The organism is Pseudomonas sp. CC120222-01a, from assembly GCF_003097235.1.
Classification (GTDB): Bacteria; Pseudomonadota; Gammaproteobacteria; order Pseudomonadales; family Pseudomonadaceae; genus Aquipseudomonas.
The window spans coordinates 546,628-562,990 of record NZ_QEQQ01000002.1 but is presented as its reverse complement, the minus strand read 5'-3'; the positions used below and the strand labels follow the sequence as shown (position 1 = coordinate 562,990).

The window sequence follows — 16,363 nt, the reverse complement described above, 5'->3', positions numbered from 1 at the left end:
TCAGTTCAATACTGCTTGGGTTTTTAAGAAACCCTAAACTTGGCTCAGCAATCTCAAATGACTATGTGATTTCTCGCATGGCCACTTGTGATGCTGATAATCTTTGTGACTATCAGTCCGTACTCACAAGCACCCACACGAATTGCTTGATTCGATTTGTTAAAGAGCGTTTGGTTAAGAGCTTTTCGTCTCAACCGAGGCGCGCATTCTACGCTTTCCTCAGAGCCTGTCAAGCGTTTATTTTGAAGTTTTTTGCGAGAAACTCGTTTAGCTTCAAACACTTGGCTCGCTGCGATCACTCGCTAGCGGGAGGCGAATAATACAGCATTTAAAACCGCTGTCAACCTTCATCTCAACCGCTATCGATCTTTCGATCGAAGCCCCTCCAACACCACCTTAACCACCTAACTCATTGATTCTCAAGGAGTTTGTCGTTCCGATGTCGCTGGAAGTGGGGCGCATTATAAGGGGATTCGAAAGCGCGTCAACCTTTAATTTCAAGAAACTTTAATATCGCTGAAAACAAAGCGGGGAGGCCTGTCGGCCTCCCCGCTTCACTTCATCCCTTACAAGCTAGGGAACGCAAACTGCGATGCCTCATGGCTGGCCCGCTGCGGCCAACGCTGGGTGATCGCCTTGCGACGGGTATAGAAGCGCACACCGTCCGGGCCATAGGCATGCAAGTCGCCGAACAGCGAACGCTTCCAGCCACCGAAGCTGTGGTAGGCAACCGGTACCGGCAGCGGTACGTTCACACCTACCATGCCCACTTCGATTTCGTCGCAGAACAGGCGAGCCGCTTCACCGTCACGGGTGAAGATGCAGGTACCGTTGCCATATTCGTGATCGTTGATCAGCTGCATGGCCTGCTCCAGGCTATTCACGCGCACCACGCACAGCACCGGGCCGAAGATCTCTTCTTTATAGATGCGCATTTCCGGTGTCACGTTGTCGAACAGCGTGCCGCCAACGAAGTAGCCATCTTCATTACCCGTTACACGGAAGCCACGGCCGTCCACTACCAGCTTGGCGCCAGCGGCAACGCCATCGTCGATGTAACCGACAACCTTGTCACGGGCAGCAGCAGTGACCAGCGGGCCCATGTCCAGACCGCAGGAAGTGCCGGCACCAATCTTCAGCGCCTTGATCTGCGGCTCCAGCTTGGCGATCAGAGCATCGGCAACCTGGTCGCCCACGCACACCGCCACCGAGATAGCCATGCAACGCTCGCCGCACGAGCCGTAGGCGGCGCCCATCAGCGCGCTGACCGCGTTGTCCAGGTCGGCATCGGGCATCAGCACCGCGTGGTTCTTCGCACCACCCAAGGCCTGTACACGCTTGCCGCGCTTGGTGCCTTCGGCATAGATGTATTCGGCAATCGGGGTCGAACCGACGAAGCTCAGCGCTTTCACTTCCGGCGCTTCGATCAGTGCATCGACTGCTTCCTTGTCACCGTGCACTACGTTGAGGATGCCCTTCGGCAGGCCAGCCTCCAGCAGCAGCTGGGCGATGAACAGGGTCGAGCTCGGGTCACGCTCGGAGGGCTTCAGGATGAAGGCGTTACCGCAGGCGATGGCCAGCGGGTACATCCACAGCGGAACCATGGCTGGGAAGTTGAACGGGGTAATGCCGGCGACCACACCCAACGGCTGGAAGTCGGACCAGGCGTCGATGTTCGGGCCAACGTTGCGGCTGTACTCGCCTTTCAGCACTTCCGGCGCCGCGCAGGCGAACTCGACGTTCTCGATGCCACGCTTCAGTTCACCGGCCGCGTCTTCCAGGGTCTTGCCGTGCTCTTCGCTGATCATCTGCGAGATGCGGGCTTCGTTCTGCTCCAGCAGTTGCTTGAAGCGGAACATCACCTGGGCGCGCTTGGCCGGCGGGGTGTTGCGCCAGGCCGGGAAGGCAGCCTTGGCCGAATCGATGGCTTCCTGGACGGTCGCGCGGCTGGCCAGTTCGACCTTGTGTACCGCCTGGCCGGTGGACGGGTTGAAGACATCGGCGGTGCGTTCACCCTTGGTAACCAGTTCGCCGTGGATCAGGTGCTGAACAATGCTCATGCAAAACTCCAGATAAAGAAGGTTGAGGCAGGCGCGTGATGGGTTCACGCGCCCTACGTCAAAAGCGGAAAGATCAGTCGATCTGGTTCAAGGCTTCGCCGACCGCGTCGAACAGGCGGTCCAGTTCCTGCGGCTGGGTATTGAAGGTTGGGCCGAACTGCAGGGTGTCGCCACCGAAGCGCACATAGAAGCCGGCTTGCCACAGCTTCATGGCCGCCTCGTAAGGACGCACGATCGCATCACCGTCGCGGGCAGCGATCTGGATCGCGCCAGCCAGGCCGTAGTTACGGATGTCGACGATGTTCTTGGTGCCCTTCACGCCATGCAGCAGCTTCTCGAAGTGCGGCGCCAGTTCGGCAGCGGACTGCACCAGGCTTTCCTTCTGCAGCAGGTCGAGCGCAGCCAGGCCGGCGGCGCAGGCTACAGGGTGAGCCGAATAGGTATAGCCGTGGGGGAATTCCACCGCGTATTCCGGGGTCGGCTGGTTCATGAAGGTCTGGTAGATCTCGCTGGTGGCGATGACCGCGCCCATCGGGATGGCACCGTTGGTGACCTGCTTGGCGATGCACATCAGGTCAGGGGTGACGCCAAAGGCCTCGGCACCGGTCATGGCGCCCATGCGGCCGAAGCCGGTGATCACTTCGTCGAAGATCAGCAGGATGTTGTGCTGGGTGCAGATTTCACGCAGACGCTTCAGGTAACCCTTTGGCGGCGGCAGCACACCGGCGGAACCCGCCAGAGGCTCGACGATTACTGCGGCGATGTTCGAAGCATCGTGCAGCTCGATCAGCTTGAGCATTTCATCTGCCAGGGCGATACCGCCCTCTTCCGGCATGCCCTTGGAGAAGGCGTTCGCCGGCAGCACGGTGTGAGGCAGGTGGTCGACGTCCAGCAGCTGGCCGAACATCTTGCGGTTGCCATTGACGCCACCCAGGCTGGTCCCGGCAATGTTCACCCCGTGGTAACCACGGGCACGGCCAATGATCTTGGTCTTTGTGGCCTGGCCTTTCAGGCGCCAGTAGGCACGCACCATCTTCAGCGCGGTGTCGCAGCACTCGGAGCCGGAGTTGGTATAGAAGACGTGATTCAGGTCGCCCGGGGTCAGATCGGCGATCTTCTCGGCCAGCTGGAACGACAGCGGGTGGCCGAACTGGAACGCCGGGGAGTAATCGAGGGTGCCGACCTGCCGCGCGACCGCTTCGGTGATTTCCTTGCGGGTATGCCCGGCGCCACAGGTCCACAGGCCAGAGAGGGCGTCGAAGATCTTGCGCCCCTTGTCATCGACCAGGTAGTTGCCTTCGGCCGCCACGATCAGGCGTGGGTCGCGCTGGAAGTTACGGTTGGCGGTGTAGGGCATCCAGTGGGCGTCCAGCTTAAGCTGGCTGGCGATACCGGCGGTTGCGGTTTCGGGCATGTTCATCGGCGGTTCCTCGGAAGACGACTAGGCAACGATGGATGTTGTTGCAGCTAAATTCGCACGGGGATAAAGTCTGAAAAAGCCTACATTTCTAATCTTCAGGTAGCGCAAGACTAAACTTATGAGCCGACGCCCCGACCCTCTCGCGCAAGTCAGCGATTTCGACATTCGCCTGCTGAAAATCTACCGAAGCGTGGTTGAATGCGGCGGCTTCTCGGCTGCGGAGAACGTGCTGGGCATCGGCCGCTCGGCCATCAGCCAGCAGATGAACGACCTCGAACAACGCCTGGGCTTGCGCCTGTGCCAGCGCGGCCGTGCCGGTTTCTCGCTGACCGAGGAAGGCCGCGAGGTCTATCACTCGGCGCTGCAGTTGCTCAGTGCACTGGAAACCTTCCGTACCGAGGTCAACGGCCTGCACCAGCACTTGCGCGGCGAACTCAACATTGGCCTGACCGACAACCTGGTCACCCTGCCGCACATGCGCATCACCCACGCCCTGGCCGAACTCAAGGACCGCGGCCCGGATGTACGCATCCAGATCCGCATGATCGCCCCCAGCCAGGTCGAGCAAGGGGTACTGGACGGCAGCCTGCACGTCGGCGTGGTCCCGCAGACCAGCCCGCTGTCCGGCCTGGAATACCAACCCCTTTACAGCGAACGGTCACAGCTCTACTGCGCGGTTGGCCACCCCTTGTTCTACGCCGACAACCAGCAGATCGACGATGAACGCCTCAACAGCCAGGAAGCAATCGCGCCAACCTTCCGCCTGCCTGCGGAAATCCAGGCGCATTACCAGGCGCTCAACTGCACCGCCAGCGCCTCGGACCGCGAAGGCATGGCGTTCCTGATCCTCACCGGCCGCTACATCGGCTACCTGCCCGACCACTACGCCACCTTCTGGGTCCAGCAAGGCCGCCTGCGTGCACTCAAGCCTGCTCAGCGTTTCTATGACCTGAGCCTCAGCTGGGTCACGCGCAAAGGGCGGCGACCGAACCTGGTGCTGGAAAGCTTCCTGGAAAGCCTGGCTGCGACACGTTGATGCCCGCTTCTGACGCTAAGGCTTGTCACGCCAGCGCAGGCAGGTAATCTTGTCCGACATTCGTTGCCACAGACCTGTCCGGAATCGTCCATGACCCTAGAAGTCCCTGCGCATCGCCTCGCCGCCTCGGGCAAGCCCGCCGGCCGCATCCGCCAGAAGAACGAACAGGCCATCATCCAGGCCGCCGAAGACGAATTCGCCCGCCATGGGTTCAAAGGCACCAGCATGAACACCATCGCGCTGAAGGCCGGCTTGCCCAAGGCCAACCTGCATTATTACTTCACCAACAAGCTCGGCCTGTATATCGCCGTGCTGAGCAACATCATCGAGCTGTGGGACAGTACCTTCAACGCCCTGAGCGTCGAGGACGACCCGGGCGAAGCGCTGAGCCACTACATCCGCACCAAGATGGAGTTCTCCCGGCGCAACCCGCAGGCTTCACGCATCTTCGCAATGGAAGTGATCAGCGGTGGCACCTGCCTGACCGAGTACTTCAGCGCCGACTACCGCGAGTGGTTCCGCGGCCGGGCCGCCGTGTTCCAGGCCTGGATGGAAGCCGGCAAGATGGACAAGGTCGACCCGGTGCACCTGATTTTCCTGCTCTGGGGCAGCACCCAGCACTATGCCGACTTTGCCACCCAGATCTGCCAGGTCACCGGCCGCAGCCGCCTGACCAAGCAAGACATGGAAGATGCCAGCAACAACCTTATCCACATCATTCTCAAGGGGTGCGGCATCAAGCCGGTTGCCTGACGTTCATCTATGCCTTCTACCCTGCTCGACCTCTGCGAATTTCGCGAGGAAATCCGCAAGAGTCGCTTTATCACCCTCGCCGGCCCGATCAACAGTGCCGCCGAGGCGATGAGTTTCATCGAACGCCACAGCGACCTGGCCGCCACGCACAATTGCTGGGCGTGGAAGATTGGCGGGCAATACCGCAGCAATGACGATGGCGAACCGGGCGGTACCGCCGGGCGGCCGATCCTGGCGGCCATCGAGGCACAGGACTGCGACCAGGTGGTGGTGCTGGTGATTCGTTGGTACGGCGGCATCCAGCTTGGCACCGGCGGGCTGGCCCGGGCCTACGGCGGTGGCGCCAACAAGTGCCTGCAGCAAGCCCCCAAGCGCCTGCTGATCCAGCGCAGCGAGTTCACCTGCAGTTGCACCTTCAGCGAATTGGCCCTGGTAAAGCTGCGCCTGGCCGACGTGGATGGCCTGGTGCTGGACGAACAATTCACCGCCAATGGCGTCGACCTGCAGATTGCCGTGGGCGAAGCTCACCTTCCCGCATTGCAACAGCAACTGGCGGACCTGAGCCGTGGCCGGATCATCCTCGAAGCCCACTGAAGTTTGCCCACAACAACTGTGGGCCGGCCTGTGGATAAGCTTGGGGCACTCCGCTAGACCCCATGCCCAGCAAGGCCTGCAGAGCATTGAGCATATTTTGATCACTGTTTGATGACAGCCGCAAGCAACTGAACCTTCGAAACTTATCCCCAGTGTGTCAGGCGTATTACACATCCCCTGCCGTTGCGCTTGCTCACATTTACTGTGGACCATCCTGTGGATAACCCGTTAGCCAACGGGCCAATCCCCTGCTCGGTCACGCCCCCAAGCCACTGATCATTTTTTGTTCAAATTCAGCAACGGCAGACGCGAGCCGTCTGCATTATGCTCAAAGCCCTTCACTTCAACAGAACAAGGAGCGCTCACATGGCTAGCTCAAGAACTGCCCTTATCATTGGTGCCTCCCGCGGCCTTGGCCTGGGCCTGGTACAACGCCTGCACGAAGACGGCTGGAACATCACTGCAACCGTGCGCAACCCACAACAGCCAGGCGCCCTTGCTGATGTACCCGACGTGCGCATCGAGCAACTGGAAATGAACGACACCGCCCAGCTCGACGGCCTCAAGCAACGCCTGCAAGGCCAGGTGTTCGACCTTGTGTTCGTCAACGCCGGGGTCATGGGGCCCCTGCCGCAAGACCTGGAAACCGTACAGCCCCAGGCCATCGGCGACCTGTTCATGACCAATGCCGTGGCCCCGATCCGCGTCGCCCGCCGCCTGGCCGGCCAAGTGCGGGAAGGCAGCGGCGTACTGGCATTCATGAGTTCGATCCTCGGCAGCGTGACCATCCCCGACGGTGGCGAGATCTGCCTGTACAAGGCCAGCAAGGCCGCGCTCAATTCGATGATCAACAGTTTCGTGGTCGAATTGCAGCGCCCCGACCTGTGCGTACTGGCCATGCACCCGGGCTGGGTGAAGACCGACATGGGCGGCGAAAATGCTGAAATCGACGTGCTCACCAGCACCCGTGGCATGCTCGACCAGATCAAGGCACAAAGCGGCCACGGTGGCCTGCGCTTCATCAACTACAAAGGCGAATCACTCACTTGGTGAGGTAAATACCGACCGGCCGGGCGCAATGCCCGGCCAGGCCCTGTAGAATGGCGGCAACCGTACCTGATTCGAGACACCCCCCTTATGTATGACTGGCTGAACGCCCTGCCCAAGGCAGAACTGCACCTGCACCTTGAAGGCTCGCTGGAACCCGAACTGCTGTTCGCCCTGGCCGAGCGCAACAAGATCGCCCTGCCGTGGAACGACGTGGAAACCCTGCGCAGCGCCTACGCCTTCAACAACCTGCAGGAATTCCTCGACCTGTATTACCAGGGTGCAGACGTGCTGCGCACCGAACAGGATTTCTACGACCTGACCTGGGCCTACCTGCAACGCTGCAAGGCGCAGAACGTCATCCACACCGAACCGTTCTTCGACCCACAGACCCACACCGACCGCGGCATCCCGTTCGAAGTCGTGCTCAATGGCATCAACCAGGCACTAAAGGACGGCCGCGAGCAACTGGGCATCAGCAGTGGCCTGATCCTGAGCTTCCTGCGTCACCTCAGCGAAGACGAAGCGCAGAAGACCCTCGACCAGGCCCTGCCCTTCCGCGACGCGTTCATCGCCGTCGGCCTGGACAGCTCGGAAATGGGCCACCCGCCAAGCAAGTTCCAGCGCGTGTTCGACCGTGCCCGCAGCGAAGGTTTCGTGGCTGTGGCCCACGCCGGTGAGGAAGGCCCACCCGAGTACATCTGGGAAGCCCTCGACCTGCTGAAGATCAAGCGCATCGACCACGGTGTCCGCGCCATCGAAGACGAACGCCTGATGCAGCGCATCATCGATGAACAGATCCCGCTCACCGTCTGCCCGTTGTCGAACACCAAACTCTGTGTGTTCGACCACATGAGCCAACACAACATCCTCGACATGCTCGAGCGTGGCGTGAAGGTGACGGTGAACTCGGACGACCCGGCTTACTTCGGCGGTTACGTCACCGAGAACTTCCATGCCCTGCACACCCACCTGGGCATGACCGAAGACCAGGCCCGCCGCTTGGCGCAAAACAGCCTGGACGCTCGACTGGTCTGAAACCGTCAACCGACCTGCAAGGTCGTCACGCGGGCTATACGGTTGATCTGCTGCATGCCCTCGGCAGAAACCTGCAGTACCCGCGTGCCTTCAGGCTCGCGTATCCAGCCAGACTGCAAAAACAGTTTGAGCAATGCCTGACCAAGGCTGCCACCCAGATGTGGCCCTTGGTCGCTCGACTCATCGCAATGGCAGATCACACAGTGCCGTCGCGATGCCAGCGCGTCGATGTACACGCCGATGGCCGCCAGCTGCGTTCGCCCCTTTTCGCTGACCATCAGCTCCCGCCCGCTGCCCTCCAGCCACCCAGCCACCACCAGTCGGTGATACAACTCACCCGCCAGCTCGCCGCCCAGGTGTTCGCCACAACGGCGCGCCCTGCGCATCGACATCGGCAATTGCAGCACTTCTGTACGCAACCCTCTTTCCGACACCAACTGGACGCTGGCCAGCGCTTCGACGGCTACTCCGACCTGCGGTGTAGCAAGCCTGAAATAGCGCTTTCGGCCACGCGACTCAAGCCTGAGCAGGCCCGCCGAAGACAGCAACGACAGGTGGGCACAAGCCGATGACGAGGTCAGTCCGGTCATCATCGCCAGTTCATCGGTCGGCCGCGGAGTGCCGTCGATTAGCGCCCACAACATCGCGCTACGCTTGGGGTCGGCCATCAGGCCGGCAATCTGACTGATACTGCTGACTGCATTCATGTCCCTGTATCTCCCCGCATGATCACGTCTGGTTTCCAGAGGCCAGCCTTGGCTGCGCTGGGCGCCTCTCAAGCAAACTGCCGAGGGCCAGTATAAGCCGCACTTGCGCGGCTCCCGGTAGCCCTGCACCTGCTCAGCAAGGCTCATTCGACGCTGGGTGGGGCAACCCTCACGCGTAGTCAAAGTCGCCACAAGGTGGCGCAGAAAGGAAAATAAAGGGCATGAGGAAGGATGGCCCAGCGTGGGCAGCGACTCTGCTGACAGCGCGCTTCCTCAAATAGCGCAACTCAAAGCGAAGCTTCCACATCAATTCAGGCATGTGCCTTGGAATCGTCGGACAGGCCATTGGGAAAAGTGCCCAGACCGCCAGTCAGGACACCGACTCAGGTCATGGCGTCAGGTGCCTGCAGCGCTACACTTGATCCGCTCTCCCCCTGAATCGGAGGTATGCCGCGATGAAGATTGTCGTCAGTGCGTCGAACCGCAACCCCAACTGCCCGTGGCAGGTGAGGCTCGACCAGCATGTGGTGAGTTTCCGCAGCGAGGCAGAGGCACGTGCCTTCGTCGCCACCCTGGAAACCCGTCTGCAGGCACCTCACCCACTCATGCTGGACGCGTGGCCTGCAAACGCCGGGTCAACAGCGCGACACTGACCACCAGCACCCCGCACAGGCTGATCACCAAGGCCATGGGCACTGCACTGCCGTCATGCAGCACGCCGACCAGCGACGCCGCACCGGCCGCGACGCTGAACTGTATGCAGCCCATCAGTGCCGACGCGCTGCCTGCACGCGCGCCCTGGCCACTCATGGCGCAGGCCGACGCGTTGGGGATGATGCAACCCAAACTGGCAATACAGACGAATAGCGGCACCAGCAATGGCCATAACTGCGTGGGACGCAGGGCAGCCACGCCCAGCAGTACCAGGCCGGCGGCCAGGTAGAGCCACACTGCCCGAACCAACAGGAATGCCGGGCCCCGCTTGGACAGCAGGCGCGCGTTGACCTGGGCCACCAGAATGAAACCGGCCGCGTTGGTACCAAACAGCCAGCCATAGTGTTCGGCAGGGACGCCATAGAGCTTGATGAATACGAAAGGCGAACCGGCGATGTAGGCAAACATCCCGGCAATGGCGATGCCACCGGTCAAGGCGTGGCCAATGAACACCCGATCAGCCAACAACCGCAGGTACTGGCGCAATGCACCAGACAGCGGCTGGCGCGGCATGTTGGCCGGCAGGCTTTCCGGCAGGCCCAGGCTCACCGCCAGCAGGCTGGCAGCACTGAACAGGCTCAGCGCCAGGAAAATCGACTGCCAACCCGCCACGTTCACCAGCACCCCGCCCAGCATCGGCGCCAGGATCGGTGCCAGGCCCATCACCAGCATCAACTGCGAAAACACCTTGGCCGATGCCACCGGGTCGCATTTGTCACTGACAATGGCCCGCGACAGCACCATGCCAGCGCAACCACCCAGCGCCTGGACAAAGCGCGCCACGATCAAGGTGTCGAGGTTGGGTGCATAGGCACAGGCCAGCGAGGCCAGGGTGAATAGCGCCACACCGAACAGCAGCGGCTTGCGTCGGCCGAATCGGTCAGCCACCGGCCCGTAGGCCAGCTGGCCGATCGACAGGCCGAGGAAATAGGCCGCCAGGGTGGCCTGTACATGTTTTTCATCGGTGGCGAACGCCTGCGCCATCGCCGGGAAGGCGGGCAGGTAGAAATCGATCGCCAAGGGCCCGAACGCACTCAGTGCGCCCAGAATCAGCACCATTCGCAGGTTCATCAGGAATCCATAGCAGGCTAAGCAAGCCGCTAAGTCTACCTGCAGTGGCCACCCTCAGCATGAAAACATTTGCAACAAAACAGGGCCGCATTGCGGCCCCTTCGGCTCAGGCCACTTCAGCCTGATAGCCTTCCTCACGAATCGCCGCCAACACCTGCTCAGCAGCCAGCGAGCTTTGCACACGCACTTTCTGGCCAGGGAGATCGACTTCCACCGTGGCCTGCGCATCCTGCTCCTGTACCGCGCGAGTCACTGCTTTCACACAATGGCCACAGGTCATGCCTTGAACATTGAACACTTGCATGGGTACTGCCTCCTTCAGGGTTTTGCGCAGTTTCAAGCTTGCCATCGGGGCAAGGTCAAGTTCTGCATGAAACGGCCGGGCTGGAAATCTGCGCGGACCTCGGCCAAGCTGCGCCTTTGACGATTTGTGCAAGCAGGAGATTCTTCATGTTCAGGACAGCAGTGGGCGTTGTGGGGTTGTTGGCCGCGCTGGCCGCAGTGCCACCGGCCAGCGCCGAGGGCAACTCGGACTACAGCGTGCTGATCATTTCCCGGGAACGCCTGGAAGTGGCCACCAGCTGCGAAATCGGCGTGTACCTTAACGATCAGCTCTCCGGCCGCGTCTTCCAGGAACAGTCCACGTCCTTCAACCTGCCGCCCGGCCCAGTCGACGTCCGCCTGCGTCTGCTGCCCGGGCAGATGCCTGGCTGTGCCCCCGGCATCGAGGACCAACGCAGCACGCGGCTCAACCTGCAAGCAGGCCAGATCACCAAGTACCGCATCGCCATGGGCCACAATGGCCTGGAATTGAAGCGAGCCGGCCTGGGCTATTGACCTTCCCTGCGTGGCAAGGTTGATGCTGATGCTGAAGCCCTGCCAAGGAGGAGCGTCATGCCCGCATCTACCACATTCGACCTGCCGATCTCCGGCATGACCTGCGCCAGTTGCGCAGGCCGTGTCGAGCGCGCCCTGCGTAAAGTCAGCGGCGCTGATAAGGTCAGCGTCAACCTCGCCACTGAACAAGCCAGGGTCCAGGCCCCGGCCGACAGCCTGCCAGCCCTGGTCGAGGCCGTGCGCGGCGCCGGCTATGGTGTGCCGACCCGGACCGTGGAGCTGCAGATCGGCGGTATGACGTGTGCCAGCTGTGTCGGTCGCGTCGAGCGCGCCCTCGGCAAACTGTCGGGGGTTGAGCAGGTCAGCGTCAACCTGGCCAGCGAACGCGCCCACCTTGAAGTGCTGCAGGCGCTCGATGACCAGCAACTGATTGCCGCTGTCGAAAAGGCCGGTTACAGCGCCAGCCTGCCGCAAGCGGCCAAGGATGATCAGCAGGGCGCCCAACGACGCCTGCGTAACGAACGCCTGGCCGTCGCTGCCGCGCTGTTGCTGGCCCTGCCATTGGTGCTACCGATGTTGGTGCAGCCCTTCGGCCTGCACTGGATGCTACCCGCCTGGGCGCAGTTCGCGCTGGCCACCCCGGTGCAATTCATTCTCGGCGCACGTTTCTACAAAGCCGCCTACAAAGCCGTGCGGGCCGGTGCCGGCAACATGGACCTGCTGGTCGCCCTGGGTACCAGCGCGGGTTATGGCTTGAGCCTGTACCAATGGGCCAATGCCCCAGCCGGCATGGCCCCTCACCTTTACTTTGAGGCTTCGGCGGTGGTCATCGCCCTGGTACTGCTGGGCAAATACCTCGAAAGCCGGGCCAAGCGCCAGACTGCCAGCGCCATCCGTGCCCTCGAAGCCCTGCGCCCGGAGCGTGCCGTGCGCGTCATCGACGGCCACGAAGAGGACGTGGCGATTGCCCAGCTGCGCCTCGGCGACCTGATACTGGTCAAGCCCGGCGAACGCTTCCCGGTTGACGGTGCAGTGGAAGAAGGCAGCAGCCACGCCGATGAAGCCCTGATCAGCGGCGAGAGCCTGCCGGTACCCAAACAGCCCGGCGACAGCGTCACCGGTGGTGCCATCAACGGTGAAGGACGGCTGCTGGTGCGAACCCAGGCGCTGGGCACGGAAACCGTACTGGCCCGGATCATCCGCCTGGTCGAAGACGCACAAGCCGCCAAGGCGCCGATCCAGAAGCTGGTCGACCGGGTCAGCCAAGTGTTCGTGCCCGCCGTGCTGGGGCTGGCACTGCTTACCTTGATTGGCTGGTGGCTGGCCGGTGCACCGCTGGAGACCGCGCTGATCAATGCGGTCGCCGTACTGGTGATCGCCTGCCCCTGCGCCCTGGGCCTGGCCACACCCGCAGCGATCATGGCCGGCACCGGCGTCGCCGCCCGCCATGGCATCCTGATCAAGGACGCCGAAGCCCTGGAGCGTGCCCATGCGGTCAATCGCGTGGTGTTCGACAAGACCGGCACCCTCACCTCCGGTAGCCCTCGCGTCGTTCACAGCCAGGCGCTGATCGGTGACAGCGCGGCCTTGCATCGCCTTGCCGGTGCCCTGCAGCGCGGCAGCGAACACCCGTTGGCCAAGGCGGTGCTGGATGCCTGCGCCGAGCAAGGCCTGGAGGTACCCGCCGTGACTGACAGCCAATCGCTTACCGGTCGCGGGATTGCCGGGCATGTGGAAGGCCGCGAACTGGCGCTGGGCAACCGCCGCCTGCTCGACGAAAGCAATCTGCAACCCGGCGAGCTGGCCGCCAACACTCAAGCCTGGGAAGCCGAAGGCCGCACCCTGTCGTGGCTCATCGAACAGGGTGCAACGCCTCGCGTGCTCGGCCTGTTCGCCTTCGGCGACAGCCTCAAGCCGGGTGCCGAGCAGGCCATCGCCGCCCTGCACGCCCGCCACATCAGCAGCCACCTACTGACCGGCGACAACCGCGGCAGCGCCAAGGCGGTGGCCGATGCCCTCGGCATCGACGACGTGCATGCTGAAGTGCTCCCAGCCGACAAGGCCGCCACCGTGGCCGCCCTGAAAAAGGACGGCGTGGTGGCGATGGTCGGCGACGGCATCAACGACGCTCCGGCCCTGGCCGCTGCCGATATCGGCATCGCCATGGGCGGTGGCACCGACGTGGCCATGCAGGCTGCCGGTATCACCCTGATGCGCGGTGACCCACTCCTGGTGCCCGCCGCGCTGGAAATCAGCCGCAAGACCTATGCAAAAATCCGTCAGAACCTGTTCTGGGCCTTCATCTATAACCTGATCGGCATTCCCCTGGCCGCACTGGGCTATCTCAACCCGGTACTGGCCGGCGCCGCCATGGCACTGTCCAGCGTCAGCGTGGTCAGCAATGCCTTGTGGCTGAAGACTTGGAAACCCACCGATACCTCGCAGGAGGCCCGATGAACATTGGCCAGGCCGCCCGCCGCAGCGGGCTCAGTACCAAGATGATCCGCTATTACGAATCCATCGGCCTGCTCAAGCCGGCCACCCGCAGCGACAGCGGTTACCGCTTGTACCAGGCCGAGGACTTGCACAGTCTGGCCTTCATCAAGCGCTCCCGTGACCTCGGGTTTTCCCTGGAAGAAGTAGGCAAGCTGCTGACCCTGTGGCAGGACCGCGGGCGTGCCAGCGCCGACGTCAAGGCCCTGGCCATGCAGCATATCGATGAGCTGAATCGGCGTATCGAGGAGCTGGTGAGCCTGCGTGACACCCTGGGTGATCTGGTTGCCCACTGCCAAGGGGATGACCGCCCGGATTGCCCGATCCTGAAAGACCTGGCCAATGGCGCAGGGTGCTGCCATTGAGGGCGTGTGACGTGCTTTCATCTGTACGCCACAACAATTTGGTATGCCATATTAGCCTAAACCCGACCGAATAGTCGCCAAATGCGACTTCACCCAATAAATACAGGCACTATCGCTAAAAAATCCCCGGACGCTGCCGATGTAGTTGCTACCTGCCTCGCGTGCAAAAAATAAATTCCGGGAGCGTCGATGAACATCAAACAGAAACTGACCTGGGCGTTCGCGATCATCGCGGGCCTGCCCATCGTCCTCGTGGCCACCTTGGTGGTGATCAACCTGCGCGGCGAAGCCCGCGACGGCTTCCTCGACAGCAGCAGCCGGGAAATCCGCCAGGTCAGCAACGCGATGAACATCTTCTTCCAGGGCATCGACGAGAACGTCGCCTTCCTGGCCTCGCAACCGATGGTGGCTGCCACCGGCAACAACCTGAACAAGTTCATGAGCGCCAACCCGTCCTACGAGCTGGGCGATCAGGACAAGCAACTGCTGGATTTCTTCACCCGCCTGGCAGAATCCCACCCGGGCTATGCCTACATTTCCTACGGCGTGAGTGATGGCGGCTACGTTGGCTGGCCGGCCGGGCAGAAGTTCGTCAACTATGACCCGCGCCCACGCCCGTGGTACCAGCAAGCCCTGGCCAACCCCGGCAAGACCGTGCGCACCGGCGCCTACTACTGGGCAGCCGACGATGCCGTGCTGATCAGCACCGTGCGTACCGTGGCCAACCAGCTCGGCAGCACCGGTGGGGTGGTCAACATCGACGTGTCGCTCAAGGGCCTGACCGAGATCGTCAAACAGATCAAGCTGGGCGAAAGCGGCTACCTGATGCTGGTGGAAAGCAACGGCAACGTGATGGTCGACCCACGTGATGCCAGCCACAACTTCAAGCAGTTGGCCAGCTTCGGTGATGGTTACGCAGAGCTGGCCAAGGCCGGCAAGGGCCTGGTCGAGGTAGAGATCAACGGTGAGCGCTACATGGCCAACGTCTACCCCGACGAGAAACTGGGCTGGACCTTCATCGGCCTCATCCAGCAAGGCGAAGTGATGCAGACCACCACCCGCCTGACCTGGCTGATCGGCGCCATCGCGCTGGTGCTGGCGGCACTGTTCGCCGTGGTCGGCACCGCCTTCGCCAAACTCATCGTGCGCCCGATCAACAGCGTCACCAGCGGCCTGGAAGACATCGCCCAGGGCGAAGGCGACCTGACCCGCAACCTCGATGTGCGCGGGCGCGACGAAACCGCGCAACTGGCCAACTGGTTCAACCAGTTCCTGGGCGCCATCCGCAGCCTGATCCAGCATATCGGCTCGGCTGCCAGCAAGATCCTCAGCACCTCCAGCAGCTCCACCCGGGTTTCCAGCGACATGGCCGAGGCGGCCGGGCGCCAGCGTGAGGCCGTGGACATGGTCTCCACCGCGTTCCACGAAATGGTCGCCACCGCCAACGAAGTCGCCCGCTCCTGCAGCCAGGCCGCGCAGTCGGCCGACAGCGGCCAGCAGCAGGCCCGCGAAGGCCAGCAGCAGATCGACGCAGCAGTCAGCAGCGTCGACCGCCTGAGCCAGGAGATCGAGCAGTCGGCGCAGTCGATCCAGCAACTGGAGCGCGACAGCAACGCCATCCAGTCGATCCTCGGGACCATCCGCTCGATTGCCGAGCAGACCAACTTGCTGGCACTCAACGCTGCGATCGAAGCCGCCCGTGCCGGCGAACAGGGCCGCGGTTTTGCCGTGGTGGCCGACGAGGTGCGGGCACTGGCCAAACGCACAGCCGACTCCACGGCCGAAATCGATGGCCTGCTGGGCAACCTGGCCAGCCGCACCGCCGAAGTGGCCGAGCAGATGCATGCCAGCCTGGAGGTGTCGCAGCAGTCGGTCAGCCGCATTGGCCTGGCCCGTGACAGTTTCGGGCAGATTCGCGAGTCGGTGGACATCATTCGCGACATGAACACGCAGATCGCCACGGCGGCAGAGGAGCAGCACCAGGTCGCCGAGGACATCAACCGCCATATCAGCCAGATCCATGGCGATGCGCAGTTAGTGGCGGAACTGGCCCAGGCGGCGCGTCAGGACTCCGAGAGCCTGGCGGGGCTGTCCAATGAACTGGATTCGCTGGTGCGCCGCTTCCGCACCTGAGTCCTCCTGTCCTGGCCTCTTCGCGGGCACGCCCGCTCCCACAGGGATATCACATAGCCCGAAGGCAGTGACACTCCTGTGGGAGCGGGCATGCC

The 16,363-nt window shown here is 62.4% G+C and carries 15 protein-coding genes and 1 pseudogene; 11 read left to right on the top strand and 5 right to left on the bottom strand.

Annotated elements, in window-relative coordinates; translation table 11 throughout:
* Positions 1–566 precede the first annotated feature (566 nt).
* Positions 567–2,060, bottom strand: a complete 1,494-nt coding sequence (locus N430_RS05460; RefSeq protein ID WP_110633772.1) for a CoA-acylating methylmalonate-semialdehyde dehydrogenase — start codon at positions 2,058–2,060, stop codon at positions 567–569.
* Positions 2,061–2,133: 73 nt separating this feature from the next.
* Positions 2,134–3,480 (bottom strand): aspartate aminotransferase family protein, encoded by a 1,347-nt coding sequence (locus tag N430_RS05455; RefSeq protein ID WP_110633769.1) that lies wholly within the window; start codon positions 3,478–3,480, stop codon positions 2,134–2,136.
* 118 nt (positions 3,481–3,598) lie between these two features.
* Between N430_RS05455 and N430_RS05450 the strand changes: the two genes are divergently transcribed.
* The 5 genes from N430_RS05450 (at position 3,599) to N430_RS05430 (ending at position 7,948) form a co-directional block, all read left to right on the top strand.
* Complete coding sequence (locus N430_RS05450) at positions 3,599–4,516, top strand: LysR family transcriptional regulator (protein ID WP_079229828.1); 918 nt, start codon at positions 3,599–3,601, stop codon at positions 4,514–4,516.
* 90 nt (positions 4,517–4,606) lie between these two features.
* Positions 4,607–5,269: a TetR/AcrR family transcriptional regulator gene (locus N430_RS05445; RefSeq protein ID WP_103445793.1), complete on the top strand. Its 663-nt coding sequence runs from the start codon at positions 4,607–4,609 to the stop codon at positions 5,267–5,269.
* Positions 5,270–5,278: 9 nt separating this feature from the next.
* Positions 5,279–5,863, top strand: coding sequence for a YigZ family protein (locus tag N430_RS05440; RefSeq protein ID WP_110633766.1), 585 nt, complete (start codon positions 5,279–5,281; stop codon positions 5,861–5,863).
* 366 nt (positions 5,864–6,229) lie between these two features.
* Positions 6,230–6,916: an SDR family oxidoreductase gene (locus N430_RS05435; protein WP_110633764.1), complete on the top strand. Its 687-nt coding sequence runs from the start codon at positions 6,230–6,232 to the stop codon at positions 6,914–6,916.
* Between the two features lie 84 nt (positions 6,917–7,000).
* Entirely contained in the window at positions 7,001–7,948 is a 948-nt protein-coding gene (locus N430_RS05430; RefSeq protein ID WP_027920845.1) for an adenosine deaminase, read from the top strand.
* Positions 7,949–7,953: 5 nt separating this feature from the next.
* Here the strand turns inward: N430_RS05430 and N430_RS05425 are convergent, their stop codons facing one another.
* Positions 7,954–8,655: a helix-turn-helix transcriptional regulator gene (locus N430_RS05425; protein ID WP_110633761.1), complete on the bottom strand. Its 702-nt coding sequence runs from the start codon at positions 8,653–8,655 to the stop codon at positions 7,954–7,956.
* A 455-nt stretch (positions 8,656–9,110) separates the two neighbouring features.
* Here N430_RS05425 and N430_RS29645 point away from each other — a divergent pair, with 455 nt between their 5' ends.
* Positions 9,111–9,308 (top strand): hypothetical protein, encoded by a 198-nt coding sequence (locus N430_RS29645; protein WP_082432304.1) that lies wholly within the window; start codon positions 9,111–9,113, stop codon positions 9,306–9,308.
* Here N430_RS29645 and N430_RS05415 read toward each other — a convergent pair.
* Both N430_RS05415 and N430_RS05410 read right to left on the bottom strand, forming a co-directional pair.
* Entirely contained in the window at positions 9,259–10,440 is a 1,182-nt protein-coding gene (locus tag N430_RS05415) for a multidrug effflux MFS transporter (RefSeq protein ID WP_110633758.1), read from the bottom strand. The genes N430_RS29645 and N430_RS05415 overlap by 50 nt on opposite strands.
* A 106-nt stretch (positions 10,441–10,546) precedes the next feature.
* A complete protein-coding gene (locus tag N430_RS05410; RefSeq protein ID WP_103445799.1) occupies positions 10,547–10,744 on the bottom strand; it encodes a heavy-metal-associated domain-containing protein in 198 nt (65 codons plus the stop codon).
* 146 nt (positions 10,745–10,890) lie between these two features.
* On the opposite strand from N430_RS05410, the gene N430_RS05405 reads away from it, so the two are divergent.
* The 5 genes and pseudogenes from N430_RS05405 to N430_RS29950 all read left to right on the top strand — a co-directional run bounded on the left by N430_RS05405 (position 10,891) and on the right by N430_RS29950 (position 16,268).
* A complete protein-coding gene (locus N430_RS05405; protein ID WP_110633755.1) occupies positions 10,891–11,277 on the top strand; it encodes a hypothetical protein in 387 nt (128 codons plus the stop codon).
* Positions 11,278–11,334: 57 nt separating this feature from the next.
* Positions 11,335–13,734 carry a heavy metal translocating P-type ATPase gene (locus N430_RS05400; protein ID WP_110633752.1) on the top strand — a complete coding sequence of 800 codons (2,400 nt, stop codon included), beginning with the start codon at positions 11,335–11,337 and terminating at the stop codon, positions 13,732–13,734.
* Positions 13,731–14,135, top strand: coding sequence for a Cu(I)-responsive transcriptional regulator (cueR, locus tag N430_RS05395; protein ID WP_110633749.1), 405 nt, complete (start codon positions 13,731–13,733; stop codon positions 14,133–14,135). The genes N430_RS05400 and cueR overlap by 4 nt, the downstream gene beginning before the upstream one ends.
* Positions 14,136–14,324: 189 nt before the next feature.
* Positions 14,325–15,410, top strand: a pseudogene (locus N430_RS29955) (cache domain-containing protein); the annotation flags it as partial.
* A gap of 90 nt (positions 15,411–15,500) precedes the next feature.
* Positions 15,501–16,268, top strand: a complete 768-nt coding sequence (locus N430_RS29950; protein ID WP_371263267.1) for a methyl-accepting chemotaxis protein — start codon at positions 15,501–15,503, stop codon at positions 16,266–16,268.
* The last annotated feature ends 95 nt before the right edge of the window (positions 16,269–16,363 follow it).